General features: G+C 36.9%; 29 protein-coding genes and 1 riboswitch. Of the genes, 23 read left to right on the top strand and 6 right to left on the bottom strand.

All coding sequences use genetic code 11. The annotated features are described in order from the left end of the window. Positions 1–13: 13 nt before the first annotated feature. Positions 14–1,351 (bottom strand): amino acid permease, encoded by a 1,338-nt coding sequence (locus AC07YC_RS10340; protein ID WP_217581334.1) that lies wholly within the window; start codon positions 1,349–1,351, stop codon positions 14–16. 165 nt (positions 1,352–1,516) lie between these two features. Continuing rightward, positions 1,517–1,593, bottom strand: a riboswitch (glycine riboswitch). Positions 1,594–2,002: 409 nt separating this feature from the next. Beyond that, positions 2,003–2,389 carry a rhodanese-like domain-containing protein gene (locus AC07YC_RS10335; RefSeq protein ID WP_008180167.1) on the bottom strand — a complete coding sequence of 129 codons (387 nt, stop codon included), beginning with the start codon at positions 2,387–2,389 and terminating at the stop codon, positions 2,003–2,005. A gap of 204 nt (positions 2,390–2,593) precedes the next feature. Between AC07YC_RS10335 and AC07YC_RS10330 the strand changes: the two genes are divergently transcribed. The 5 genes from AC07YC_RS10330 (at position 2,594) to AC07YC_RS10310 (ending at position 8,567) form a co-directional block, all read left to right on the top strand. Beyond that, positions 2,594–3,424 (top strand): lipoate--protein ligase family protein, encoded by an 831-nt coding sequence (locus tag AC07YC_RS10330; protein ID WP_217581333.1) that lies wholly within the window; start codon positions 2,594–2,596, stop codon positions 3,422–3,424. Positions 3,425–3,612: 188 nt separating this feature from the next. Then, the gene (locus AC07YC_RS10325) at positions 3,613–6,183 is read left to right on the top strand and encodes a vitamin B12-dependent ribonucleotide reductase (protein ID WP_336635206.1); all 2,571 of its coding nucleotides are present in this window, start codon (positions 3,613–3,615) and stop codon (positions 6,181–6,183) included. Between the two features lie 525 nt (positions 6,184–6,708). Next, positions 6,709–7,647, top strand: coding sequence for an alpha/beta hydrolase fold domain-containing protein (locus tag AC07YC_RS10320; protein WP_494919262.1), 939 nt, complete (start codon positions 6,709–6,711; stop codon positions 7,645–7,647). A gap of 231 nt (positions 7,648–7,878) precedes the next feature. Then, positions 7,879–8,085 carry a helix-turn-helix transcriptional regulator gene (locus AC07YC_RS10315; protein ID WP_336635204.1) on the top strand — a complete coding sequence of 69 codons (207 nt, stop codon included), beginning with the start codon at positions 7,879–7,881 and terminating at the stop codon, positions 8,083–8,085. Continuing rightward, positions 8,085–8,567, top strand: a complete 483-nt coding sequence (locus AC07YC_RS10310) for a hypothetical protein (protein WP_193832538.1) — start codon at positions 8,085–8,087, stop codon at positions 8,565–8,567. The genes AC07YC_RS10315 and AC07YC_RS10310 overlap by 1 nt, the downstream gene beginning before the upstream one ends. A 130-nt stretch (positions 8,568–8,697) precedes the next feature. On the opposite strand, the gene AC07YC_RS10305 is transcribed toward AC07YC_RS10310, so the two are convergent. Further along, positions 8,698–9,669, bottom strand: a complete 972-nt coding sequence (locus AC07YC_RS10305) for a DUF1385 domain-containing protein (protein ID WP_402792715.1) — start codon at positions 9,667–9,669, stop codon at positions 8,698–8,700. A 109-nt stretch (positions 9,670–9,778) separates the two neighbouring features. Here AC07YC_RS10305 and AC07YC_RS10300 point away from each other — a divergent pair, with 109 nt between their 5' ends. The 16 genes from AC07YC_RS10300 to AC07YC_RS10225 all read left to right on the top strand — a co-directional run bounded on the left by AC07YC_RS10300 (position 9,779) and on the right by AC07YC_RS10225 (position 21,798). Then, positions 9,779–10,204 carry a hypothetical protein gene (locus AC07YC_RS10300; RefSeq protein WP_025116074.1) on the top strand — a complete coding sequence of 142 codons (426 nt, stop codon included), beginning with the start codon at positions 9,779–9,781 and terminating at the stop codon, positions 10,202–10,204. A 63-nt stretch (positions 10,205–10,267) separates the two neighbouring features. Beyond that, positions 10,268–10,702 (top strand): type II 3-dehydroquinate dehydratase, encoded by a 435-nt coding sequence (aroQ, locus tag AC07YC_RS10295; RefSeq protein ID WP_036126950.1) that lies wholly within the window; start codon positions 10,268–10,270, stop codon positions 10,700–10,702. 2 nt (positions 10,703–10,704) lie between these two features. Continuing rightward, on the top strand, positions 10,705–11,766 hold the full coding sequence (locus tag AC07YC_RS10290) for a M24 family metallopeptidase (protein WP_008179857.1): 1,062 nt from the start codon (positions 10,705–10,707) through the stop codon (positions 11,764–11,766). 17 nt (positions 11,767–11,783) lie between these two features. Then, positions 11,784–12,341, top strand: a complete 558-nt coding sequence (efp, locus tag AC07YC_RS10285) for an elongation factor P (protein WP_008179859.1) — start codon at positions 11,784–11,786, stop codon at positions 12,339–12,341. A gap of 206 nt (positions 12,342–12,547) precedes the next feature. Then, positions 12,548–13,555, top strand: a complete 1,008-nt coding sequence (locus tag AC07YC_RS10280) for an NAD(P)H-dependent flavin oxidoreductase (protein ID WP_494919260.1) — start codon at positions 12,548–12,550, stop codon at positions 13,553–13,555. Between the two features lie 89 nt (positions 13,556–13,644). Then, on the top strand, positions 13,645–13,854 hold the full coding sequence (locus AC07YC_RS10275) for a hypothetical protein (RefSeq protein WP_008179863.1): 210 nt from the start codon (positions 13,645–13,647) through the stop codon (positions 13,852–13,854). 5 nt (positions 13,855–13,859) lie between these two features. Continuing rightward, the gene (locus AC07YC_RS10270) at positions 13,860–14,237 is read left to right on the top strand and encodes a hypothetical protein (protein ID WP_336635199.1); all 378 of its coding nucleotides are present in this window, start codon (positions 13,860–13,862) and stop codon (positions 14,235–14,237) included. 12 nt (positions 14,238–14,249) lie between these two features. Next, the gene (locus AC07YC_RS10265; protein WP_036126944.1) at positions 14,250–15,161 is read left to right on the top strand and encodes a stage III sporulation protein AE; all 912 of its coding nucleotides are present in this window, start codon (positions 14,250–14,252) and stop codon (positions 15,159–15,161) included. 207 nt (positions 15,162–15,368) lie between these two features. Beyond that, positions 15,369–15,788 (top strand): SpoIIIAG-related protein, encoded by a 420-nt coding sequence (locus AC07YC_RS10260; protein WP_008179869.1) that lies wholly within the window; start codon positions 15,369–15,371, stop codon positions 15,786–15,788. Continuing rightward, complete coding sequence (locus tag AC07YC_RS10255; protein ID WP_402792357.1) at positions 15,789–16,343, top strand: SpoIIIAH-like family protein; 555 nt, start codon at positions 15,789–15,791, stop codon at positions 16,341–16,343. Positions 16,344–16,542: 199 nt separating this feature from the next. Further along, the gene (gene accB, locus AC07YC_RS10250; RefSeq protein ID WP_494919259.1) at positions 16,543–17,040 is read left to right on the top strand and encodes an acetyl-CoA carboxylase biotin carboxyl carrier protein; all 498 of its coding nucleotides are present in this window, start codon (positions 16,543–16,545) and stop codon (positions 17,038–17,040) included. 12 nt (positions 17,041–17,052) lie between these two features. After that, positions 17,053–18,414: an acetyl-CoA carboxylase biotin carboxylase subunit gene (gene accC / locus AC07YC_RS10245; protein ID WP_494919258.1), complete on the top strand. Its 1,362-nt coding sequence runs from the start codon at positions 17,053–17,055 to the stop codon at positions 18,412–18,414. A 255-nt stretch (positions 18,415–18,669) separates the two neighbouring features. After that, positions 18,670–18,897, top strand: a complete 228-nt coding sequence (locus AC07YC_RS10240; RefSeq protein WP_494919257.1) for a hypothetical protein — start codon at positions 18,670–18,672, stop codon at positions 18,895–18,897. 670 nt (positions 18,898–19,567) lie between these two features. After that, the gene (locus AC07YC_RS10235) at positions 19,568–20,602 is read left to right on the top strand and encodes a hypothetical protein (RefSeq protein ID WP_494919255.1); all 1,035 of its coding nucleotides are present in this window, start codon (positions 19,568–19,570) and stop codon (positions 20,600–20,602) included. Positions 20,603–20,934: 332 nt separating this feature from the next. After that, entirely contained in the window at positions 20,935–21,261 is a 327-nt protein-coding gene (locus AC07YC_RS10230; RefSeq protein WP_494919254.1) for a pyrophosphohydrolase domain-containing protein, read from the top strand. A 126-nt stretch (positions 21,262–21,387) separates the two neighbouring features. Next, a complete protein-coding gene (locus tag AC07YC_RS10225; protein WP_494919252.1) occupies positions 21,388–21,798 on the top strand; it encodes an Asp23/Gls24 family envelope stress response protein in 411 nt (136 codons plus the stop codon). An 88-nt stretch (positions 21,799–21,886) separates the two neighbouring features. Here AC07YC_RS10225 and AC07YC_RS10220 read toward each other — a convergent pair whose 3' ends face one another. From AC07YC_RS10220 to AC07YC_RS10210, 3 genes are all read right to left on the bottom strand, one after another. Then, a complete protein-coding gene (locus tag AC07YC_RS10220) occupies positions 21,887–23,056 on the bottom strand; it encodes an MFS transporter (RefSeq protein WP_494919250.1) in 1,170 nt (389 codons plus the stop codon). Between the two features lie 177 nt (positions 23,057–23,233). Then, positions 23,234–24,070: a MerR family transcriptional regulator gene (locus AC07YC_RS10215; RefSeq protein ID WP_402792338.1), complete on the bottom strand. Its 837-nt coding sequence runs from the start codon at positions 24,068–24,070 to the stop codon at positions 23,234–23,236. Between the two features lie 11 nt (positions 24,071–24,081). Then, the gene (locus tag AC07YC_RS10210) at positions 24,082–24,249 is read right to left on the bottom strand and encodes a DUF2197 domain-containing protein (RefSeq protein WP_144422574.1); all 168 of its coding nucleotides are present in this window, start codon (positions 24,247–24,249) and stop codon (positions 24,082–24,084) included. 211 nt (positions 24,250–24,460) lie between these two features. Between AC07YC_RS10210 and nusB the strand changes: the two genes are divergently transcribed. Continuing rightward, on the top strand, positions 24,461–24,844 hold the full coding sequence (gene nusB / locus AC07YC_RS10205) for a transcription antitermination factor NusB (RefSeq protein WP_402792332.1): 384 nt from the start codon (positions 24,461–24,463) through the stop codon (positions 24,842–24,844). A gap of 31 nt (positions 24,845–24,875) precedes the next feature. After that, positions 24,876–25,730: a bifunctional methylenetetrahydrofolate dehydrogenase/methenyltetrahydrofolate cyclohydrolase FolD gene (folD, locus tag AC07YC_RS10200; protein ID WP_336635189.1), complete on the top strand. Its 855-nt coding sequence runs from the start codon at positions 24,876–24,878 to the stop codon at positions 25,728–25,730. Positions 25,731–25,777: the final 47 nt, after the last annotated feature.

Raw genomic sequence — 25,777 nt, 5'->3', positions numbered from 1 at the left:
GTGAGCTCTGAAGTCATCTTTTTTTCATTTTATATAGAATGAAAAGGGCAATAAACCAAATAGGTGTTAGTAGAAGAGCTGTACGTGTTGCCTCTGAAATAAACATCACAATTAATAGGAAAGCAAAAAACGCAAGCACTACGTAGTTAATAAAAGGTGTCAGCGGTGCTTTGAAGCTTGAGGCTTCATGTAGGGCACGATTTTTCCGTTTATAGATGATGTGAGAAATGATGATAATACTCCACACCCATATGAAGCAAATCGCACTAATAGTCGTTACGATACTAAAGGCATTCTCTGGCATTAACTTACTTAACAGTGCCCCTACAGATACAACAATTGCAGAAATGACTAGTGCATTACTTGGAACACTATTTTTATTGAGCTTAGCAAAAGCAGGTGATGCTTGTTTATTTTTACCAAGATTAAAGAGCATGCGACTTGTTGAAAATAAACCACTATTACCAGCAGATGCGGCTGAAGTGAGCACAACAAAATTAATAATACCTGCAGCAATTGGAATGCCCGCTAATGTAAATACTTGGACAAATGGACTGCTTGTGGCAGACATTTCATACCATGGATTGATACATAGGATGACAAACAGTGCCCCTACATAAAAGAGTAAAATTCGAAATGGTATTTTATTAATAGCAGAAGGAATGTTTTTTTGTGGGTCCGCAGTCTCGGCTGCCGATACCCCTACTAATTCCACACCGACAAAAGCGAAAACAACCATCTGAAAGGCCATTAAAAAGCCATATACTCCATTTGGAAACAGGCCGCCGTGGACCCAAAGATTATCTACTGAAACCGTCCCTGAGCTTGTTTGAAAGCCTGTCACTAACATAATAAGTCCAAGGATAATGAGCGCCACAATGGTAATCACTTTAATGATAGCAAACCAAAATTCTAACTCCCCAAATAGTTTGACCGTCAATAAATTCAGTAGTAGTAATACTACTAAACAACCAATAGCTGGAACCCATTGAGGGATATCAAACCAATATTGTGTATAAACCCCCACAGCGATAATATCTGCCATCGCCGTCATGATCCAACAGAACCAGTAGGTCCAGCCTGTTACATACCCTGCCCATGGCCCTATGTATTCGGAGGCAAAATCCGTAAATGATGTATATCCTGAATTCGATAATAATAGTTCGCCCAATGCACGCATAACAAAAAAGAGTGCCGTTCCGACAATTAAATAGGCAAGGATGATCGAAGGCCCTGCTAATGCAATGGCTTTCCCAGAGCCTAGAAATAAACCGGTTCCTATTGTCCCACCAATGGCAATAAGCTGTACATGGCGATTTTTTAATTCACGTTTTAATTGTTGCTGTTCCACGTTAATCCCCCCAAAGATGCATAAAAAATAATGACTGGAAAAATAAAAAAAGAGACTAGTTGTGACACTAGTCTCGGAAAAACGTCAGAATAACAAATACCATTTGATCACGGATGGTTCATGAAATCATCGTAACCATCGTATGGCATCGCTTAAAAAAGCTGTTATTACTCCTCTGTCCTTTTGCCTGAGATAGTGAACCCTTCGGCGACGCACAATGCGCTCTCTCCAGAACTGCTCCTGCTATAGTTTGATCCATAGCATTCATAGCTTATTAATTTTTTATCATAAATATTATTTTAAGATATTATATATCCTAGCAGTGCTTTTACAATTATTCAACTAGAAATTTATATTATTTTCAGAAAAATAGAAGAATGTAGTGCATAAATGAAAATTACTAACGATAATTAGTATTTTTGGACATACAAAGATTTCCGTAGTATGCGCAAATGGGTAAATACGAAAGCTTAATGTGGAAGAAATGAAGTGGGGACAAGTGAGGGGGAGGAGGATCATTATAGTATGAACGAGTGTACGAAATAGCCACTTAAAGTTTTGCAATAGATATAATATAGTAGAAACTCTGAATTTTTTGTATAAAAAGAAGCCGTCTCCTAGTTCTTTGAGACGACTTTTTTTAGGGAAATATTAATATTTTTTGGCTTTTATTTTACCTGTCCAAGTTTTGAAACCGCCTTGAAGTTGGTAAATTTGGTTGTACCCACGTTTTTTAAGAAATAGTGCAGCACGTGAGCTACGGCCTGTATTTTGACAGTATAAATATACTGGTAAATCTGGGCGAATTTCTTTATAACGTTGACGTAATGTTGTGGAAGGAACATTTCGTGCGCCAAGAATGTGACCAGCATCAAATTCTTTTTGTTCACGAACATCGATTAGCTGCGCTTTACGATAGCCTTCAATAAATTGTTCTTGTGTTAAGTTGGTTACAGCTTTTTTGAGTCTTAGTGCATTAATACCGATGTATGCAATTACGACTACTAAAACGACACCGATTGTGATAAGTATGTCCAAGATTTTCTTACCCCTTTCTATCTTCTTTATTATTATAAAAGATGCGCTAGCGATAGTCCAATGAGTTTGATAAAATTAACTAGATTGTGGCGAATTCGTCGATATCGTTTGAAAAGCCACAACTTGAACTGTAACGTAATCTTCGTTAAGGTTGAACCGCAGGTGGGGCCTGAGGTATTTTTATAAATTGTAGGAGATGAACATATGACAACTTGGTATTTTTTAAATTCAGGGAAATGTAGTCCTTCTTTTAATATGGCACTAGATGAAGCATTACTTGATTGGCATAGTGAGGGGTTCATTCCACCAGTCATTCGTTTTTATGAGTGGGAACCGGCAACATTATCAATCGGTTATTTTCAGCAAGCCAAAAAAGATATAAATTTAGATGCTGTACGTGAGCAAGGCTTAGGTTTTGTACGTCGACCAACTGGTGGACGAGCTGTGCTGCATGAGCATGAGCTCACATATAGTGTCATCGTAACAGAAAGCTATCCAAATATGCCAGAGTCAGTGACAGAGGCGTACCGTGTGCTAAGTGAGGGAATCTTGCAAGGTTTCCATAACTTAGGGATGGATGCCTATTTTAGTGTCCCTGATACAGAGGAGAAAAGAGCAGACTTAAAGAGTCCGAAAAGTGCTGTATGCTTTGATGCTCCAAGCTGGTATGAGCTGGTAGTCGAAGGGAAAAAAATAGCGGGAAGTGCGCAAACACGTCAAAAAGGTGTTATATTGCAGCATGGTGCCATTTTATTAGATTTAGATCAGGAGAAGTTATTATCGGTCTTTAATTTTTCGAGTGAAGAAGCGAAGGATCGTATGCGCAGAAAATTACCAGAGAAAGCAGTAGCGATTAACAGTCTTGTGGATGAACCTGTGACAGTTGAACAATGTGTGACTGCTTTTCGAGATGGTTTTGCAAAATCGTTGCAAATTGAATTAAAACCATTTACACTTTCTGAGGAGCAGTTAGAATATGTCCGTGCATTAGAAGAAAAAAAATATGCATCTGATGAATGGAACTTCAAAAAGTAAAAAATGGTATAAAAAAAATATTTTTAAGCGTTCAATCCTTGCTATTACAAGTAGTTACGATTCTATTGAAAAAAGCAAGAGTTGAATTGAAAATCTATATATAGTATCTTTTTTAAAGACATATACACAATATGTAGTGTTTAACAACACATGATATTGTGTATTTATTTTGTAAGGGAGGCAAAACGATGGTACTCACAAATCATCAACCCGATGTAAACAATCAATTTGAACAGTTAAACAAAGATATCGAACAATTCCCGCAGGTACACCCTGTCACGCCTGATATGCACATCAAGCACAAAGGTGTATCAAGACTTGTCATGATCGATCGCTACTCGTTTAAAGACACAGAAAAGAAAACACTAAAAGCCGGTGACTTTGTTGTTTTAACGGTAAAAGCTGATCCAAAATTCCCTGCACGTGGTTTAGGGACAATTCAAAAGCTGGACATGACTACAAAAACAGCTGATATTTTGATTGAGGAAGATTATCGTAGCGTTTTAGACGATCCACAGGAGCAAGAAACGGGTGTGATTACGCGTTCAATTGACGTGCTTGAGAAGCCTCTTGAGATTTTTTATGAACAAATCGCTAAACGAAATGCAACAGGACTGGCGGTTGTTGAAAAAACACCAGAAAAACGCCAAGAATGGTTTGAAAAATTTTATGAGCAATTAGTGTCCTTAAAGTTCATTCCTGCTGGACGAGTAATATACGGAGCAGGATCTGAAACAGATGTAACATTCTTTAACTGTTACGTAATGCCTTTTGTTGCGGATTCACGCGAAGGTATTAGTGATCACCGAAAGCAAGTAATGGAAATTATGAGCCGTGGTGGTGGTGTAGGAACAAATGGTTCCACATTACGTCCACGCAACACATTGGCACGTGGTGTAAACGGTAAATCATCAGGTTCTGTTTCTTGGTTAGATGATATTGCTAAATTAACACATCTTGTAGAGCAAGGTGGCTCACGTCGTGGAGCACAAATGATTATGCTTGCCGATTGGCATCCAGATATTGTGGAGTTTATTATTTCGAAAATGCAAAACCCACGTATTCTGCGTTACCTAATTGAAAATACAACGGATGAAACGATCATCCGTCTAGCGAAAGAGAAATTAAACTTCAAGCCACTTTCTATGCAGGAAGAAGCGATGTACCAAGGCATTGTAAACTATAAAAGCATTGAAGGTTTAGGTGGATTTGATACGGCCATTATTCGTGAGGCTGAAAATAAATTACGTGATGGTGGCACATATACTGTGCATAACTCAGAGTTTTTAACAGGTGCAAACATCTCCGTAACATTAACAAAAGAATTTATGGAAGCTGTTGAAAAAGATGCTGATTTCGAACTGCGTTTCCCAGCGGTTGAAGAATACTCGAAAGAAGAAATGCATGCTTACAACACAGAATGGCATCATGTTGGTGACGTTCGTGAATGGGAGAAAATGGGCTATAAAATCCGCACATATCGCACGATCAAAGCGAAAGAATTGTGGAATTTAATTAATGTATGTGCAACATACTCTGCAGAGCCAGGAATTTTCTTTATCGACAATGCCAATGATATGACGAATGCAAAGGCATATGGTCAAAGCGTTGTTGCAACTAATCCATGTGGGGAACAACCACTTGCGCCATACTCAGTGTGTAACTTGGCAGCGGTAAACCTTGCACAATTTGCGAATAAAGACAACCAAACTGTAGATTACGAAGCACTACGTGAAACGGTTCGTGTCGGTGTCCGTATGCAGGATAACGTTATTGATGCAACACCATACTTCTTAGAAGAGAACCGTGTACAAGCACTAGGTGAGCGTCGTGTTGGTCTGGGCGTAATGGGCCTAGCTGATTTACTCATTTATTGTGAGAAAGAATACGGTTCTGAAGCAGGTAATGCTTTAGTCGATGAAATCTTTAAAACAATTGCTGAAACAGCGTATGAGGCGTCTACAGAGCTTGCTAAAGAGCGTGGAAGCTTCCCATTCTTAGTAGGTGCTACAGACGAAGAAACAGCTCGTTTACGTAAAGCTTTCACAGAAACAGGCTTTATGCAAAAAATGCCTGCACACATTAAGGAGCAAATTTTGGCAACAGGTATCCGTAACTCCCATTTATTAACGGTTGCTCCAACGGGTTCAACAGGAACAATGGTAGGCGTAGCAACAGGTCTTGAGCCATACTTCTCCTTCACTTACTACCGTTCTGGCCGTCTAGGTAAGTTCATTGAAGTGAAAGCTGAAATTGTCAAAGAATATTTAGATCGTCATCCAGAGGCTAATGAGCAAGAGCTTCCAGAATGGTTTGTAACGGCAATGGAGCTAAAACCAGAGGCACATGCGGATGTACAATGTATTATTCAAAAATGGATTGATTCATCGATCTCTAAAACAGTAAACGCGCCAAAAGGCTATACTGTACAACAGGTTGAAAAAGTATATGAGCGACTATATAAAGGTGGCGCTAAAGGTGGTACGGTCTATGTGGATGGTAGCCGTGATTCACAGGTACTTACGCTAAAAGCCGAAGAAAATGATATGGATCAACTATCATTTGAGGAGGAATTAGTAGAAGAACATACAACACGTCCAGTCGTATTAGTTGATACGATTCAAGCACTAGAGTCCACGACGGTAATTGGCTCGGACGTAGGAAATACATGTCCAGTATGTCGTAAAGGAACAGTCGAGGAAATGGGCGGCTGTAATACTTGTACAAACTGTGGCGCACAGTTAAAATGCGGCCTGTAAAATAGTAAAAAATGCTATCTTGTAGCTTTAAATAAAGCCATGATGAAACACCCCTTGGATTATTTTAATCCAAAGGGGTGTTTTTATATCTTAACGCACTTGAAACTGGTTGTTATGCCGGCATTGGCAAATCAATAAAGCTCGGAGTCTGATATTTTATATCACTAGTAAAAGGAAATTTTTCAGCTCCAATAGAATATATATATTGAATTATTGATGCGGGATAAAACATGAATAACTATCTGAAAGAAATTTCTCAAGACTTAATAAATTCAAATTTGAATCAATTTTAACTCAACCTTATTTCTTCAAAGAAGCGGATAGGTATTTTATTTTTAACATGCAAATTTGAAGGAGTATACGCCAATTTGTGGAATTAAAATAATGTCCGGTCAATTGTAATAAAGTTTGATGACAACACCTATTTTGTAAAGTACTCGCTAATGACATTTGATTTTAAGGCTTGTTTATGTAGGGTTCTCATACATCTAGCTAGGTAAAAAAATGGTGAAAGGGGATAGAGTAATGAGTATAGTGATTTTTAATGGAGAGCGTTCTGACGAAAGTGTTCTATTTGAAAAGTTGTTATTTTCCCAGAGTAATAAAGTGAGTTTTTCTAGTGTTGAGAATGCTAAACAGTTCATCAAGCAAAGAGCAACGGTGAATAATCAGCCCTATGTCATTGGAGATGATGTTCAATTTTTGAGTGTTAAGGATGAACAAACTTTTGAGGATATGCAAGTTTTTACATTAAATGATCAAAAGTCCTCGAAACAAAAAGTGATTCTTTATATTCATGGTGGGGCTTGGACGAATCAACCGTTAAATTTACATTGGCTGTTCATGGATAAAATAGCACAGGCATTACAGGCAAAAGTTATTGCTCCGATTTATCCGAAAGTACCTCATTTTAATCATAAGGACACGTACCAAAAAATGCTGCATCTCTATAATAGAATTTTAGAGACGGTTGAAAGCTCCAGTCAATTAACGATTATAGGAGATTCTGCAGGAGGTAATATAGCACTTGGTTTGGCCCAGCTCTTAAAGCAAGACCAATTGCCACAGCCACAAGATATTATTTTACTATCGGCTTGTGTTGACCTAAGTCTAGAAAATCCTCTTATCCCAGAATATGAAGAAAAGGACCCTATGCTAGCTAGTGAAGGAATGGGAGTCATCACAAAGATATGGGCAGCTGATAAGGATTTAAAGGACCCATTGATTAGTCCAATTTATGGTGATTTTCAAGGTCTAGCGAGTATTACTCATTTTATTGGCACCCATGAAAGTTTATATCCAGATGCAGTAAAGTTTGATGAACAACTAAGCGAGCAAGGGATTGAGATGACAACCTTTGTTTATCCTAAAATGAACCATGTATTTGTTGTCATGCCCATCCCAGAAGCACTAGATGCTCAACAGAAAATTATAAATATTATTCATAATAAAGTGCTGAAATAGAAAGGGTTACGCTAAATAAAATAGTGTGGAGATCCCAAGTGTGTTTTGATTTTCAAAACACGCTTTTTTTATTTCCAGTTTTCATAAACGGATTTTTATGCTATACCCCCTCAAATCTTATTCTATAAACGATAATTAATTGTAAAGCTAGCTTGACATAATAAGAGATGTAAAGTAAACTTTACTTATTGCAAAATGTACAGTTTACTTTACATTTAATGAGGAGGCATTATGAAAAACAGAATTCGGGAATTGCGTAAATCGAAAAAGATTACGCAGGAGGATTTGTCTAAGATAGTGGGTGTCTCACGACAATCTATCATTGCAATTGAATCGGGAAAATTCAATCCATCATTAGAGCTTGCCTACAATATTTCAAAAGCGTTCAACTGCACGATTGAGGAAGTTTTTATTTTCGAAGAGGAGGAAATGGCATAATGGAATTTTCTATAGGGGGTATTTTGGGACTGTACGGCGGGATGATTTTTGGTATCCTTGGCTGGTGGTTCGGAAGGAAAAAAGCGAAGAAAAATAGAGGCTTAGATGAAGTACACGATCATATTTGGCAAAAGGCGAAATCTTATTCATGGTATTTAACGTTAGCAGCAATTTATATTTTCTTTTCTTTAGTAGTGTTTGGGATTAAATTAAGCACTGCCATGGTTTTAGCTGTACTTTTATTCGTACACTTAGGGAGCTGGGCGATCATTGGGCTCATTTTGACTATCAACATGTACAGACCAATACCTTTTAAGCCTTCTTATGTGAAGTTAGGTATAAGCATCAATGTCGCATCACTACTTATTTTTACCATTATCTCGATCCTAACAAATAATTGGCTGTTTTTATTATTCAGTATTCTGCCTAGTATGATGGGTATATTTACTGCCCTTACAGTCAGTAGGAAAGATTCTAAATAAGTTAAATTATATGTTTCATTACTTTGATAGGTCTATTTAACTGCCATTCTGGCATTTAAACGAAAAATGCAAGGCTAGCATCTATATAAAAAAGGCAATGCCAACAACTTACGTTGGCACTGCCTTTTCCTTAATCGTGATTTAATGTTGCTGCTATTTCTGGCTGTTGCTCTACTTGAAGTAGCATATTAAAGGATGCAATGGCAACTTCCACTTGATCATCCTTTGGTTCGCGAGTCGTTAGCAATTGAAGCCATAGACCAGGATAGCCAAGGAATCGTAATACAGGGATATTACGGCAAGCATTTGTTGCCTGTAATACTTCAAATGATATGCCTAGTACTACTGGAATTAATAAAATACGATCTAAAATACGTAGCCATAGCGGGTCAGTTGGCACAAAGAAATATAAGAACATGCCGACAAAGACTGTGAAAAGAATAAAGCTACTACCACAACGATAGTGTAGACGTGATTGTGCTTGGACGTTTTCAACTGTAACGTCTAAACCAGCTTCATAGCAGTTGATGACTTTATGCTCCGCTCCATGGTACTGAAATACTCGTTTGATGAGAGGCGTTAACGAGATAAAATATAAATATGTGAGCAGTAATAGTAGTTTAATACCGCTTTCAAGTAGAATTTGGCCCGTTTTCCCTTCAATCCATTTAGAGAAAAAATCAGCTATAAAAACTGGAATTAGTGTAAAGGCAAATTTTCCAAATAAAAAGGAAAGAATACCTACTACAGCAACGCCCAGTATCATTTGAAGTCTGGATCCTTCTTCTTTATTATCTTCTTCTTCACCAGGTACTACATCATAACGATCCCCTGCAAATTGCATATGACGAGAACCTAAGCCTGCTGATTCAATCAGCGCGACAACGCCTCGAACAAATGGGATTTTTTTAAGCTTTTGTAAAATAGGCTTTTGTACTTTTTTAAAATGATAATAATCAATGGAATCATCGTTACGACGAATGGCTGTAACTGTATGATCCTTTCCTCCGAACATCACACCTTCTAATTGTGCTTGTCCCCCGTATACAGGTGAATTGCTCAAGGCTAACACCACTCTCTTTATATATTTCAACTGTACCATTGTACTAAATTTAGTCAAAAACCTCTACAGTTACGCATAGTAAATTTTCTATATGGCTACACTAATCGTACATTTTAGGAAATGATTAGTGGGCAAGGGAGGAAATATTGTGAAAATAGGGACAATAACGTCACTTGTAAATGCGCTTGTTTTAGCATTGTGCTTAAAAGGTTTGCATTATTTTAATCTTATTAAATGGCATCCGATTGGGTTTTATAAAAAATGGGGATGGTTTGAGGAAAGCTCTAAATTATTTCACTGGACCTTCTTTATATTTCTTCTATTCATCATTGGTTTGTTTCTATATATGACTATGCGCTATGTCTATGTCATTCCGGCGGTCTTTTCTTCGCTACTGCTAGGGCTTTTTGTAACGATTTTATTAGAATGGATTGCATTAGATTTACCATTACAACTTTCTTCCTTTAAAAAGCTTTCGATTCCATTCATAGTTGTCGTGGTTTGCCTTTTACGCTTCTTGTTAGAAACAGCCAATTTTCATCAGAGGGAGCATACGGCGCAAAAAGGAAATTAGTTGCTGTATGCGCCGTGTATGATAAAATAAATGGCAAGTACATAGAAAGAGGCGAATAGAAGCGTGAAGTTATTATGTTTGAATGGACCCAACTTAAATCGACTTGGAAAAAGAGAGCCACATATTTATGGACATGAGACATTGGATGATGTTCAAGAAAATGTTCAAAATCTTGCGGCTTCTTTAGGTGCCACAGTTGAATTTCGTCAATCCAATCACGAAGGGGTACTTGTGGATTGGGTGCATGAAGCAGAAGACGAAAAATACGATGGCATCATCTTTAATCCTGGTGCATATACCCATACAAGCATCGCGTTACACGATGCTATTGCAGGAATTTCTGTGCCAGTAATCGAAGTACATATTTCCAATATCCATAAACGTGAGGCTTTCCGTCATCATTCCTATCTTGCCCCGGCCTGCCTTGGTCAAATTTGTGGACTAGGTACGAAAGGCTATGAACTGGCACTACGTACATTTATCGAGAGGGAGAATTGATTATGTTGAAATTACAAAAGCTACGTAAAGCACTTCAAGAACAAAACATCGATGGCATTTTAGTTACGAATGGGTATAACCGCCGCTATATGACTGGTTTTACAGGGACAGCGGGCGTAGCAATTGTGTCTCAAAATGATGCTGTGTTTATTACAGATTTCCGATATACAGAACAAGCTGCCGCGCAAATTCAGGACTTCCGAATTGTTAAGCATGAAGCAACAATTATTGAAGAAATTGCTACACAAGTAAAAAATATGGGCATCAAATTGCTGGGCTTTGAGAGAGATACTGTAAGCTATGGCACATATGAGCTGTATAAATCGAATATTCAAGCTGATTTAGTGCCGATTTCTGGGCTAATTGAAAAAATTCGCTTGATTAAGACGGAACAAGAGATTAATATTATTAAGGCTGCGTGTGAAATTGCAGATCACGCATTTACACATATTTTAGGCTTCATCAAGCCTGGTAAAACAGAGCTTGAGGTTTCGAATGAATTAGAATTTTTCATGCGTAAACAAGGAGCGACTCAGTCTTCATTTGACATAATTGTTGCGTCTGGTCTTCGTTCAGCATTACCACATGGCGTGGCAACGGATAAAGTGATTGAAAAAGGCGACTTTGTTACATTAGACTTTGGTGCGCTATACAATGGCTATATTTCGGATATTACGCGTACTGTGGCTGTTGGAGAACCATCTGAAAAATTAGTAGATATGTACAATGCAGTCCTTGCTTCTCAGCTGTTAGCACTTGAAAAAGTGGGTCCTGGATTAACAGGTATTCAAGCGGACGCTATTGCACGTGACTACTTAAAAGAAAAAGGATATGGCGAAGCATTCGGTCATTCTTTAGGACATGGTATCGGTCTTGAAGTACATGAAGGCCCTGGCTTATCGATGCGTTCTGATGCAGTGCTAGAGCCAGGTATGGCCGTGACGATTGAACCAGGTGTTTATTTACCAGGTATCGGTGGTGTCCGTATTGAGGATGATATATTAATCACTGAGACAGGGAATGAATTACTCACACATTCGTCAAAAGAACTCATTATTTTATAAACTTTGGAGGAACACAAATGATTTCAGTAAACGATTTCCGTACAGGTCTAACAATTGTTGTTGATGGCCAATTATACCGCGTGTTAGATTTCCAACACGTTAAACCAGGTAAAGGTGCTGCTTTCGTACGTTCTAAACTACGTAACCTACGTAACGGCTCAGTGAATGAAAAAACATTCCGTGCTGGTGAAAAAGTAGAAAAAGCACAAATCGATAACCGCAAAATGCAATATCTATATGCACAAGGTGACGACCATGTATTCATGGACCTAGAATCATACGAGCAAACTGAACTAGCTTCAGCAGCAATCGAGTATGAATTAAAATTCCTTAAAGAAAACATGGAAGTTCATATTCAATCTTACCAAGGTGAAATGCTAGGTGTTGAATTACCAAACACGGTGCAATTAGAAGTAACTGAAACAGAACCAGGCATTAAAGGTGATACAGCTTCAGGCGGTACGAAACCTGCTACTCTTCAAACAGGCCTTATTGTACAAGTACCTTTCTTCGTAAACCAAGGTGATGTACTAATCATTAACACAGAAGAAGGCTCTTACGTTTCTCGTGCTTAATTATTAATGATAATCAACCTACTCTTTTTTATTAAAAGGGTAGGTTTTTATTTTTTTCTTATACAATTCTTGTGAAACGATCGGGACATTGTGATAATGGATAGAGAAACTGTCTCTTTTTTTCTTGTCTCCCACCAAGTTTCTATCATCAGATAGATGGTCATTATTGGGAGAAATGTCTACAATAATTGTAAGGAGTGAGAGTTATGCTACAAACATTACTAGATAGTCAACAACCAATCATACAAGCACCTATGGCAGGTGTCACATCACCTAAATTCGTGGCAGCGTGTACCGAGGCAGGATTATTAGGCTCTATAGGTGCAGGTTACTTAGATGGTGAACAAACAAAGCAATTTATTCAGGAAGTGAAAAAGCTAACGACAAAACCTTTTGCGGTCAATCTATTCGTACAAGAGGAGCCGCAAATTGATATCGAGGTTTTACAAAAGGCACGCATGGCACTCCAACCTTTTTATGATGAGCTTGGACTATCGCCTGTACAAAGCGTTGTATCCAAGGAAGTTTTTGCCGGACAAGTCCAAGCGGTTATTGAGGAGAATGTGAAAATCTGTTCCTTTACATTCGGTATTCCTTCAGCGAAGGTGCTCCAGCAGTTAAAGGGACATGGGGTATATACAATTGGTACAGCTACTACATTAGCGGAAGCTCAGCTAGTTGAACAGGCTGGCATGGATGCAGTGGTCCTACAGGGCGGAGAAGCAGGTGGTCATCGAGGTTCCTTTACAGCACCACTTCAGTTAATTCCTTTATATGACCTACTGCAGCAGGTAGCGGGGAACATAGCTATTCCTATTATCGCAGCGGGAGGCCTTGTGACGAAGGAGGATATTCAGAAGGCTTTAGAGAGCGGTGCACAGGCAGTGCAAGTTGGGACGGTTTTATTGGTGGCAGAAGAATGTGAAATTTCTCCGCTTTATAAAAATGCGGTGCTGGCATCAAAAGAACAGGAAACAACCATTACACTCGCATTTACGGGTAAACCAGCAAGGGGTCTAGCAAATGATTTTACTAGACGTATGAAGGATGCGACAGTTGCACCCTATCCGTTGCAAAATTATTTAACGACAACAATTCGTAAGGAAAGTGCTGAACAGAGCAATGCCGAATATTTATCGATGTGGATGGGCGAAAATAGCCATCTTGTACAGCATACTGGTACGGTCAAAAGTATCGTAGATAAATGGCTATAAATTTTTACATAGAAGATCTCTATACAACTGTATAGAGGTCTTTTTTTTTGTAGAGCGACATATATTGCTGTACACGAGGGGGCGTAGGAATGGAATTACAAGACGTATTAAGAGTTGCTGGAGTGGGACTAGTAGTTGCGCTTCTTCATGTTTTCTTCGATCAAACAGGGAAGAAGGAATTTTCATTTTTCCTATTTTTTATTGCCTACTTATATATGACAGCAGAATTACTCCGATTTTTACGTCTATTTTTTACCGAAATTCTCACATTCTTTCAATGGCTGACATCATCCGGGTAGGGTAAATGGAAATTGTTATCGTTGCTGTTGTCATGCTGCTTTTATTATTGCTGATAAAAGAAGTCATACAGCCACTCCACGCGCTAATAAGTGTGATGTTTTCGTTTTTGCTTTTTGGCATGCTGTTCTCGACACTTTTATTGCCCTTCGTCAAGCAACTTTTAGAAACGCTTGCGTTTTTGCCTTATGCAAAGGCTATTTTAATTAGTGCAAGTATGTTCTATGTTGGGCAATGGGTGTCATTGCTGCTTGTAGAACATAACTATAGGGTGCTCGGGAACATTGTTTTTGCAGCTGTAAAAATTGTTATTGTATTGTATTGGTTCAAAGAATTTTTGGCTGTTTTACAGGAGGTGTCGGCCATTTTACAAAGGCTAAACTAAGGAGCGGAGCCATTGCAGGAGCAAATACTATCGTTTTTAATCGACCCATTCTTTCTCTTGCTCAAGATGACACTGTTGCTTTGTAGTTATGTCATCATGATTTTAATCATCAACATGATATTACCAGAATTTGAAAAAGGGACAAGAATCCTCTTTTTTCTAATTGTGTTAGCTACGATAGGACCAGTTGTTGTTAAATCTTTTACATTAATTGATGAAATTGCACAAGGACTAGCCCATTTATTTACGGCGTTTTATCCTATTTTGACCTCAAGCTTTATGTTATCTAGTAGTATAACAGCCATTGCATCCTGGCAGCCATTTTTGCTGTTTTTTGTACAAGTTCTCACCATTATTAGTAGTAAGTGGCTTATTCCAGGTGTTTTGTTAGCCATTGTTTTTGATGTATGTAGTGTGATTGTCAAGGAAATATCTTTCACACGGATCGCGGATTTGATCCGCTTTACCATTATGAGTATCGTTTCTGCCTCTGTTATTTGCTATGTCCTATTGATGACTGCAGGAGGAGTGGCAGCGTTTAGCGTCAATGCAGCTGTAGCTGAGCCAGTCAAAAAATTAATCGAAGAAAATATTCCGGTGGTTGGTTCGTTTATAGTTGATAGCTTTTCCATGTTTCAGCATATGACACAATTTACATCCTCCCTTACAAGCATTAGTGCCTTTATCGCTGTTATTACCGTATCGTTTATTCCAACTGTTCAACTTGTTGTCAGTGCCTATTCTTTAAAAATGCTTGCCGCTATTTTAGAACCCATTGCCTTTGATGATATTTGTAGACTACTAGATCAAATTAGTAAATCCCTATTTACCTTATGTGCTGTATCGTTTTTAATTGCTTTTTCATTTATGTTCTCTTGTTTTTTCCTCATTGTGTTCGTACAAGTTATGGCAGGGGGGAGATAGATTGATTCTTTTATTGGCATTGCTCTTTGTTTGTCAGATATTTGTGTTTCTAACGGATGATAAGGAAATAATTTCACTCACAAAACTGGTCATCACGTTAGTATTTTTGCAATTGCTATTAAAGATTCCATTTATCAATTCATAGGAAGAAACAAGCGTACATACACTTGAAAAAGAGAAGATGAAAGGAGGCAATGTACAAGTGATGTGGAAAAGACACGAAAAAAAACAACGTCATTAATGGTTTTAATACTGGTAGCTGCCTCCGTTGGTATTTTCATCATTTTGCCTATGTATCAAACGAATTCAACGAACGACAAAGGTTCACCGCTCACGAATGAAGAAAAACTTGAGCAAACACTAAAAGCAATGCAAGGTGTTGGGGAGGTTAAAGTCTATTTTTATTATGGAGAGATGACAGATGACCAAGATGCCAATAAACTATTCAGCCAATATTTTCGAGGGACTGAGCAAGGCGCGAAAAACGTAACAGGAATGCTAGTTGTTTCAGAAGGTGCATCCGATATCTTTGTGAAAAATGAAATTCGTGCAGTCGTCAGTCAAGTGATGCAGTTGCCGATTCATCGAATTATTATTGTTCCAATGGAAAATAAGGAGGAAAAGTAAATGCGCGTACGTAGAAGAACAGTTTGGTTTATGACATTATTAAGTTTAGTAGCAGTCATTTCAGTGTACTATTTGGTTGATCCAGCAAAACAGTTCAATGGTCTTACTATTTTTACGGACGATACATTACAACAAACAGCTGTAAGTGGTGTTACAGATCAAAAAGCAACGAATGATGTGACACAAGAAGTTTCTTCACCGAGTCATTTATTTGAAGAAATGCGTATGCAAGTTAGTGATGAAAGAAGCCAACTTCGTGAGCAGTTAACACAAAAAATTGCTTCAGAAGAATCTTCCGCTGACGAAAAAAATGAGGCATTCAATGAAATGGATGGTCTTATTAAACGAGAATCAGCAGAAGCAATGCTTGAAATGCTCATTAAATCATTAGGTTATACGGATGCATTTGTTCGAGCTGAAGGAGAAAAAGTTTCTGTTACAGTCATGGCTGAAGAATTATCAAAATCCCAAGCAAATGAAATTATATATTTAGTAAGAACAGAGATGGAAGGCGCAAATGATGTACAAGTAAAGTTCAGCGCGAATAATTATTAAAAATATAGAAAATAATAAATTTTTAGTTTATTTAAAAAGAGTTGTTATATATCAGCGTTCTGAAAAGGCTTTCGCTTAGTAAAGGAAAGCCTTTTATTTTGTTCATATTTACTTAATTTTCATTTAACTATTTCAAATTGATTCGAAAAAATATAAAATAGTTATTGTAGTAGATTTTATTTCATAAGGAGAGTTAGAAATGTTCAAAATTCAAGAAATTCGCGAAATTATTAAATTAGTAGATTCTTCTTCAATTGACGAGTTTGTGTATGAGGTAGATGGCGCAAAAGTTAAGTTAAAAAAGAATAATAATGTTGTTACAGAAACTGTAGCACCTAAAAAAGAAGTAGTAGCACCTGTTGTACAACAATCTGCACCAGCAGAAGCTCCAGTAGCAGCACCAACTAAAGTGGAAGAAGCACCTGCTACAGCGGCGCCAGCGATTAACGACCCATCGCTACATAAAATTGTATCTCCAATGGTCGGTACCTTCTATCAATCACCAAACCCAGATTCACCAGCTTACGTAAAAGCAGGCGACAAAGTAGGGGACGAAACAATTGTATGTATCGTAGAAGCAATGAAATTATTCAACGAAATTGAAGCAGAAGTGCAAGGGGAAATCGTTGAAGTACTTGTGAAAGATGGCGAATTAGTAGAATACGGCCAACCACTATTCCTTGTAAAAGCTCAGTAAGGAGTGCAAATCATGAAAAAAGTTTTAATTGCAAACCGCGGCGAAATCGCTGTGCGTATCATTCGTGCTTGTAAAGAGTTAGGCATCCAGTCAGTTGCTGTGTACTCTGAAGCAGATGCAGACGCATTACATGTGAAATTAGCAGACGAAGCCTACTGTATTGGACCAAAGCTATCGAAGGATTCTTATCTTAGTTTCCCAGCTCTACTTAGTGTAGCTGAAAAAACAGGTGCTGACGGAATCCACCCAGGCTATGGCTTTGTATCGGAAAACGCTGATTTTGCTGAAGCTTGTGAAAACGCTGGCATTAAATTTATCGGTCCATCATCTGATTCCATTAAAATTATGGGTATCAAGGACGTAGCACGTACAACAATGGAAGCAGCAGGAGTTCCGCTTGTTCCTGGTACTGGTATTGTGCCAGATATCGAAACAGGTAAAGAATGGGCTGCTAAAATTGGCTATCCTGTAATCATTAAAGCCACTGCTGGTGGCGGTGGTAAAGGGATTCGTGTAGCGCGTACAGAAGAAGATCTTGTCAAAGGTATTGATATTACGCAAAAAGAGGCTGCTGCAGCATTCGGTAACCCTGGCGTATATCTAGAGAAATTCATCGAGTACTTCCGTCACTGTGAAATCCAAATTTTAGCGGATGGCTATGGTAACGTCGTGCATTTAGGCGAGCGTGACTGTACTGTTCAACGTCGTATGCAGAAGTTAGTAGAGGAAGCTCCATCTCCAGCTCTTTCTTCTGAACGCCGTGCTGAAATGGGTGCAGCTGCCGTAAAAGCAGCCCAAGCCTGTGACTATGAAGGTGCTGGAACAATTGAGTTCATTTATGACTATCAAGAGGACAAGTTCTACTTCATGGAAATGAATACGCGTATCCAAGTAGAGCACCCAGTAACAGAAATGATTTCTGGTGTAGATCTTGTACAACAACAATTAAAAATTGCATCTGGTGAAAAACTACCTTTCACTCAAGATGATATTCAATTAAATGGTTGGGCTATTGAATGCCGTATTAACGCAGAAAATGCCTATAAAAACTTCATGCCTTCAGCAGGAACTGTTGATACGTATGTAACGCCAGGTGGCTATGGTGTACGTATTGATTCTGCTGTCTATGCAGGTTATACAATTCCACCATACTATGATTCAATGGTGGCAAAACTTATTGTTCATGCCGATACACGTGAAGAGGCGATTGCGAAAATGAATCGCGCGCTAGGTGAATTTGAAGTATCTGGCCCTGGAATCAATACAACCATTCCATTCCACCAAGCTTTGATGAACAATGACGTCTTCAAATCAGCGCAATTCAATACGAAGTTCTTGGAAGAGAACGATGTATTGGGTGTATCGCAAAAATAATTTCCTTGTTCTACAAGCTTTAGCGTATTAGAATGATAAAAAAGATTTTTAATTTTTTACCTCTTAACTATACTTTGTTAGGGGGTTTTTTAGTGGTCAGAAAAGATCAGCGTATGGGTGTATTTGATTTAAATGGTGTGGATGCTATTTAATTGAATCCACCAACACTTCATTCACAACAACAAGAAAAAATTACAATTTGTAATCCTAAATTTTTTGTAGAAGTTACGAAACTTAAGGCGAATAACGATGAGGATGATTGAAAAAGCACGGTTAATTGTGAAGGAACGAATGAAGATTTCTGGTATTAGACCCGTGGCAAGCCAAGAGTACGTTAAAATTATGAAGCATTTTGCTATTGAAATGGAACTCGTATATTTAGACAAAATTACAATTCTTGTATTGTTTGAGTGGTTATCCAAACTCGGTGATGTTTCAAACGTAACAAAGCAAAGTAAATTAGGGTGCTTAAGGCTGTATTAAATCGTTTCTATAATAATTGGTGGTTTTAAAAAATGGTGGAAACCATTGAAATTAAAGTAGATGAGCAAATAAAGCCACCGCTAGCAGATGAACAACAATGTGCAAGTGTGGCCATAGTGTAGCCACTTTAATTCAGTTAGAAGTAAAGGACATTGACTTTGAGACTAATACACTTTAAACCTATTTTAACTTATAAAGGGTTAATTATTGAATTTTAATTTGTGCTACTAAGACATAGTTAAATCAAGAGAAAAAATTGGGTCAATAATTCAGAAAAAAGTATTTTTTTATCTATTTATAAAGAAAACAAAGAAATAGTAAAAGAAAAGTTTTAAAAATATATTGAGTCTGAATTAATTAAAGTAGCTCATTTTGGCTCTACAAGAGTGAGTATCAATTTCACGATTGTATTATTGTGATAGTGGGTAGAATACTACATATTATTTACTAATGTATTTTTACAAATAATGTTCCTTAAGCTTAGAATAGTAAATCATATAGGATACTACAAAGTATAGTTCTAGAGATAGGATCGAATTGGATAAATATTCTTTTGTTTATATTTAAAGTGAATGAAAATAACAGAAGAGCATAATCATTAGATTTAACCACTCTTCTATATGAATAAAATCTAAATTAAACTAATTATATTTAAGGTGGTTGGTTATGTATGCAGAATAGTAATATTGATAGAGCAACAAGATTGGGTATTACTTTAACTATATTAGGTGTTATTTGGTATGTGTTAATAAAATTATTTGATTTTACGTTTTTTATTTTTAATAATCTTAATACTAAAAGTTTATTTAGCTCCGAACATTTTATTTCTCTAGTGTTAGTGACAATGCTAGTTACTATTTTTATTGGAGGAAGTAGATACATTTTTTCAGAATTGAAGACTTTTAAGGACTTTAATGACGACATTATTTTTGCAGAAGCAAAAAATGAGGCTAATAAAAAATTTAATGAAATTTTTAATATTTTATATTTAAATTTAGTTATATTTGTTATTACATCGATGTTTATTATATTTATTGAATTAATGATGAATTTTTTTAATCTGTTTTGGTGGATTTCAACACTCATTTTTTTAGTTTTAATTAGTTCACTAGTATTAATTATAAAAAAAATGAGAAACAAATTTTTCGAAGTATGTAGAAAAATTTATGATGCAGTAAAATTAAGAAAAACACATTTGAGTTTTTGGTTCTACATACTATTTTTGCTGTTTATTCTATTCTTTACATATTCAGTATTATCTTTTTCTAAAGGGCAAACTGTTGATATTGATTTTAAAAACAATAGTATGCTCCCAATAGACATACAATTAACTAATATACAATTGGAAAACTTAAAAATTCATCTTTATATGCAAGAGAAGGAATATTGGTTTTTAATTAAGGAAATCGATATAGATAGAAAAGATTTTAGTGAAAGTTTTTTCGAAGTTTATGAATCATCATCATTACTAGAAAATAAATCAAATGGGATTTCAAGGATTAATTCGAATAAACAGCAATCAACCCTAAAAAATAATATAAATCTGGGTGAGGAAGTTGAGGAAATATTAAAAGAGGGGAAATATAAGATTCAAATTACAATTCATAGTGCAGATGGTAATAAAATTGTGAAATTATCAAATGACTTTGAAATAAAAGGAGATAAGTACATATTTAATGAAAATAAGTATAAAATAGAACTTTAAATTTAAACATTATCGAATCAAATTGTAGTATTTAATAAATTATTTGATAAATGGATTTCAATTATTAGTGGAGAATCCAAGTATAATGGGAAAACTCCAATCTCATTATTACTCAATTCTAAATGAAATTGGAGTTTGATTTGAAATTTAAATTGGCATATTTTGTTGTAAATAAGATAACAAAAAGTGGTTTTTCTGTTTTAAGTGACTGGACTAAAAGTCCAAATATAACATTCGCTATTTGAATGCCTCTAACTTTCTTTTACAGTTAGAGGTTTTTTGTTTATACCATCGTATAATTTGGGTAGAGCAGTGGAGGTGGGGGGATCAGTATGCCTATATATAATAAGCTAGTAAGAGATAAGATTTTAGAAATAATGGCGGCGAAAGGTGTAACTTATCGTGCGCGTACTCTAGAACCAATTGAGTTTTTAACGGAAGTGAAAGCAAAAATGCTCGAGGAAGCTAGGGAGTTTCATGAAGCTACTACTGTACAAGATGAGGTTGAGGAATTAGTAGATATTTTAGAGCTAGTATATACAGCAATTAGTGCACTAGGTGTGAGCTATGAAGAGCTTGAGGCATGCCGTAATCAGAAGAAAATGGAGCGCGGAGGCTTTGACAAGGGGATTTATTTAATAAATGTTGAGGATCAATAATAATCATTCCATGAAGCTACTTTATAAATTAAAACGGCTTTCGACAGCCAAACCTTCCTTTTTATAGTATAATAAATGTAAGTACAGCATTTGTTTGTGATGTGTAAGGGAAAGGATGATATTTGTATGGCAGAGAAAGTAGGACAATCTTTCGTACAACCAACACCTTCTGGAAAAGAAGAGCTTGGAAAAATTGAAGTAGCGGCAGAGGTTATCGAGGTTGTGGCAGGGATCGCAGTAAATGAGGTCGAAGGCATTGCTGCAACACGTGGTAATATTGCGACAGGTGTCGTGGAACGTTTCGGTAAAAAGGTACACAATAAAGGGATTAAATCAGGTGTAACAGAAACAGGTGAAATCGCTATTGATGTATTTTGCTCTGTGAAATATGGATATGCCATTCCTAAGGTAGCGAAGGATGTACAAACACAGATACGCCAAGCTATTTTTAATATGACAGCACTCGAAACTGCAGAAGTAAATGTGCATATTACAGCGATTCATTTCGAAAAAGAAGAAACTATAGTACATGAATAAAACTAAAAGGATTGCCCGTAGATGACATATCTGTGGGCGATCCTTTTTTAATTTGGAAATTCATTCATAATATTGTATCGCTGTTCGCTTATAATTCAATATGCTTTGGTTTTCTCCAGAATAACGCAAGGATGACACCAATTACTAAAACAATTGTGGCAAAGTAATATGGATAGTTCAAATTAATATCGAACAATATCCCGCCTAAAATAGGACCGAAAATATTACCAAGGCTTGTAAACATAGAGTTCATTCCACCCACAAACCCTTGCTCATTGCCGGCAATTTTAGACAAATAAGAAGTGACTGCTGGACGAATTAAATCGAATCCAACAAAAATAAAGAATGTGACAAATAAGATGGCAAAATAATGGTTCACGATAGTCATAGCAAAAGTTAAGACAGCTGAGAGGATCAGCGAATAGCGAATGACATTAATTTCTCCCATTTTCTTTGTCAGCCAATCAAATAGTAATAATTGTGCCAATGCACCTACAATCCCACTACCTGTAATGATAATGGCGATATCTGATGGCGTAAAGGCGAATTTATGGTCGACGAATAAACTAAATAATGATTCGAATGCAGCTAAGCCGAATGATAGGACGAAAATAAGAATAAATGGAATGAAATAAAGCGGGCTAAATACTCGCTTGGCACTCCCTAAAATTGATGCTGGTGCATCTTCCTTATCTCCAGCACGTGTTGGTTCTTTTAATAATACTAATGAAAAGACTGCTGCTACAAGGCCAAGGACACCTGCCGCATAGAAAGGAACACGTGTACCATATTCGGCTAAAAACCCTCCGATTCCAGGACCAATTATAAAGCCTGTACTAATTGCAGCACTCATATAGCCAAGAGCTTTTGGGCGTTGAGATAGTGTTGTAATATCGGCAATATAAGCAGTGACGGCTGGCATAATGAAGGCCGCACTCACGCCACCTAACATTCGAGAAATAAAGAGGACTTCAATGGAACGTCCCAATCCAAATAAAAACTCAGAAAGTCCAAAAATAAAAAGCCCTGCAACAATCATGACTTTGCGGCCAATATTATCGACTAACTTACCAGCAATGGGGGACACAATCAGTTGCGTAATAGCAAAGGCTGCCACCATATAACCAACGACAGAGCCTGAAATATGAAGCTCATTCATGATGGTTGGTAAAACTGGAATGACTAAACCAATACCTAAAAAGGCAATGAATAGATTCGATAGTAAAATTGCTAATGTTATATTTTGCTTCTTGCTCATAATGTTCTCCTTTTATTCGTTCACGATACATGAAATTGACATTCTACTAGAATATTTCCATGTATTACGATAAACCCTATAGTAACTATAGGGTCAAAAGATTTGTTTTCAATTTGATGATTTTTTATCAGTTTGGAAATTAATGTGGACAGTTATACATAAAAGGGGATTGTATCTTTATTGTTTTTTTCGAATCTTTAATTCAACAATGAATTTCTTTTCATGCTCTAAAGTAAGGGTTGCGGGCATATACAGTTCATAAACTTGAGATTCAAAAGCTTCGGACTGCGCCATGACATAATTTCTTAATTTTTCATAAAAAGAAAAGTAGGTATCCGGATGGTAGATAAATGCAATACAGACAAATGTACCAGCAGGTATAATGGTTTGTTCAATATTCGACGATAGCTTTGAAAATACTCGCTCGGTTAATAGCGGGGTGAAAATGGCGTCATAAATAATTGCATTGACATCTTCATAGGGAGCGAGCGGATATATACAACCATAGCGACTATTTAATACACTGCCCTCCTTCTCAATAATTTTTGTAAGTGTTGCGTAATATGTATTGGTACTAGAAGTTGGAGTTAATTCGGTAGTTGTCACTTGTAGGATGGGCATGGCTTCCTCTACTTGTATATATACCTCACCAAAGAAGGGGATATCGATTTGTTCCTGTAATTGCTTTTTGGTTTTTAATAACGTGTTTTTTACTTCATTCAAGCGTGAAATTTTAGTATCAATTCTTTGCTCTTGCTGCGCAAAAAAGTCAAGTAGTTCTTCAGACGTTAATTTGAGTGCTTTCTTTATATCCTCTAATGAAATGCCAATATATTTAAGTGATTTAATGATATCTAAATAGAAAATTTGACTGTCTTTATAATAGCGATAATTGGTATAAGTATCGGTATATGCAGGCTTAAATAAATCGATCTGATCATAATAGCGTAACGTTTGAACGGATAGATTGGACAGTTTGGCAACCTCACCGATTGTATAATAATGTTCCTTCATCATGGCCTCCACTAATAGTAGCTAAAGAAGTTTCGGATGGCATCAAAGCGAATTTTATGCTTGCACTCTTCGCAATAAAATAGGTGAGCTTTACGTTCTTTCATTAGTTTGTATTGTGCTTCACCTTCCTGGAGCTTGAATGGTTTTTTACAGCTCGTACAAATAGCTTCATATTGCATTGTGAACACCTCTGTAGATTCTTTCAATTTTCTTTATTATAACATTTTGTGAATTAAACAAGCATTTTGGAATGCTCGAGACGAATTGTTAGATGCGCAAAAAGTTTCTTGAAAAAGGTTTCAGATTATTGAAAACTTGCTTGAAATCGTGTTTCTCGGGCGATTTTATGCTATTATAAACCTTAATGCCACTTAAGAAGGAGAGCTTTACATGAAACGACATGAAGCGCGCGAAAAAGCGTTGCAAGTTTTGTTTCAGCTAGACAATACAGATTTAACAGTTGAAGAAGCAATGGGTCATATTAAAGGCCAGCCGACAAATGCCTTCTACGAAAAAATTGTTACTGGAACAGCTGAACATTTGGAGGAAATTGATGCTACATTAGAACAGCATCTTGAAAAGTGGTCACTTGCCCGTTTACCCAAAATTGAGAGAACTGTTTTACGCCTAGCTGTATACGAGCTGTTATACATGCCAGAAACACCAAAAAGAGTAGTACTAAACGAAGCAATCGAGTTATGTAAAACATTTGGCGAGGATAGTTCATCTAAATTCGTCAATGGTGTACTTTCTAAATTTACAGAACAAGAATAATGTGTTGAATTGGAAGGAGTAACGAAGGTTTATGTCAAGTGCAATTATTAATGGTAAAGAGATTGGTCAAGAAATTCGTAATGCTGTAGCAGAGCGTGTAATTCGTTTAAAAGAACAAGGGTTAACACCTGGTTTAGCGGTTGTGTTAGTTGGAGACAACCAAGCTTCAGCTACATATGTGAGAAATAAACAAAAATCTTGTGAAGCAATTGGTATGTATTCGGAACTGATTAAATTACCAGAAGAAACGACGCAAGAGGAATTATTAACACAAATTCAACAATTAAATCAACGTGAAGATATTCACGGTATTTTAGTACAATTACCACTTCCAAAACATATTGATGAGGATAAAGTCATCGCGACAATTGCTGTCGAGAAGGATGTTGATGGCTTCTCACCTGTCAGTGTTGGGAAAATGATGCTTGGCCAAGAAACATTTTTACCTTGTACTCCTTTTGGCGTAATGAAGCTTCTTGAGTATTCAGGAATTGAAATTGCAGGAAAACATGCTGTAATCGTAGGACGTAGTCATATTGTAGGTAAGCCAATGGGGCAACTACTATTGCAAAAAGATGCTACGGTAACGTATACACATTCCAAAACGCCAAATTTACCTTCATTTACAAAACAAGCGGATCTATTAATTGCTGCTGTTGGACGTGCAAACTTTATTACAAAAGAGCATGTGAAAGAAGGGGCTGTTGTAATTGATGTTGGCATAAATCGTGATGACAACAATAAATTATGCGGCGACGTAAACTTTGCTGAAGTAGATGGTATAGCGTCTCATATCACACCTGTACCAGGCGGTGTTGGACCGATGACCATCACAATGTTACTATTCAACACTGTGCAAGCAGCTGAAAATAAGCTTGCTAATTAAATAGCCTTTTCAAGAAGTCATCTCAATATCATGTTGGGATGACTTTT

Source organism: Lysinibacillus sp. GW247-5R2A (genome assembly GCF_059424475.1).
The sequence above is the reverse complement of the archived record's forward strand: the minus strand, read 5'-3'. Positions and strand labels throughout refer to the sequence as shown.